This is a genomic window from Frankia sp. AgKG'84/4, assembly GCF_023242965.2.
Lineage (GTDB): Bacteria > Actinomycetota > Actinomycetes > Frankiales > Frankiaceae > Frankia.
On the sequence record NZ_JALKFU020000838.1, the window covers coordinates 1 to 979 of the forward strand.

Genomic DNA, 979 nt, shown 5'->3' on the forward strand with positions numbered 1-979 from the left:
CCCAAGCACAAGGGTTGGTGGTTTCGACTGTCCTTCAAGAAGAAACGGTGACGCTGAATCTTGTAATCCCCGCGGGTGAAGATACGACACAACCTGAGGTTTTGCAGTCCGCTATGCAAGTCCTGGAACGGAACCACAAACGGCTCTTGGTTTTGGAACTAGGACTGGAACCGTTTTTGAAAGAGGAACTGGCAGGGGTGTTTGGTGTGTTGTTGCGAAAGGAGGAATCAAGTTGAATGCTGTCGTTTTGGTAGTCGGAGAGGGAGTGTTGGCGGACCGCGTGTGCGGAGAACTGTCCGGCCAATACCAGGTAATTCGCCAGACCGATTTCGAGGCAGGAATACCGGAAACGACTGGTATGGCTCTGGTGCTGCAAGATGCCTGGAATCCCTCTGTTCATCAAAAATCGGAAGAGGTGTTACGATCAACCGGCATTCCTTGGCTACCAGGCTTCGTTTCATTTGGCGAGGGCGTGGTCGGGCCGCTGGTACGCCCGGGTGCGCCGGGATGCTACCAGTGTGCGGACCTTCGACGTATCATGGCAGGACGCGACCGTAAAGAGATGTGGGATATACGGCAGCGAATGTCGGTGCAAGAAGGAATTCAGCGTGACGTGGCGGCATCAGGCACGGGACTCTTGCAGATGGCTCACCTGATCGGGGCCGAGGTACCGAGGGTATTGCAAGGTGAGCAGGCCCACTCGGAAGGACGGGTTTCATTAATCAACATGAAAACACTGAATAGTTCATGGCATTCCTTTCTTCCCGACCCGTTGTGTACTGTTTGTGGCCGATTACCCGACGATTCGAAAGCTTCGGCCCGAATTTCGCTACAACCAAGTCCGAAGATCAGCTCCGACAGTTACCGTTGCCGTTCGATGGATGACCTGGGTAATGTTCTAGTCAAAGACTATCTGGATCACAGGGCTGCGTTGTTGAATAATAAAATGTATGACCTCGTGCCGCCATTTGGCGATGCA

Annotated in this window: 2 protein-coding genes; both read left to right on the top strand. The window is 53.2% G+C overall.

What is annotated here, in order from left to right; genetic code table 11:
• A partial coding sequence (locus MXD58_RS31870) for a hypothetical protein (protein ID WP_250610241.1) occupies window positions 1-236 on the top strand: 236 nt, incomplete at its 5' end.
• Window positions 233-979: TOMM precursor leader peptide-binding protein (locus tag MXD58_RS31875; RefSeq protein WP_250610243.1), on the top strand; the 747-nt coding region annotated here is incomplete at its 3' end. The genes MXD58_RS31870 and MXD58_RS31875, both read left to right, overlap by 4 nt.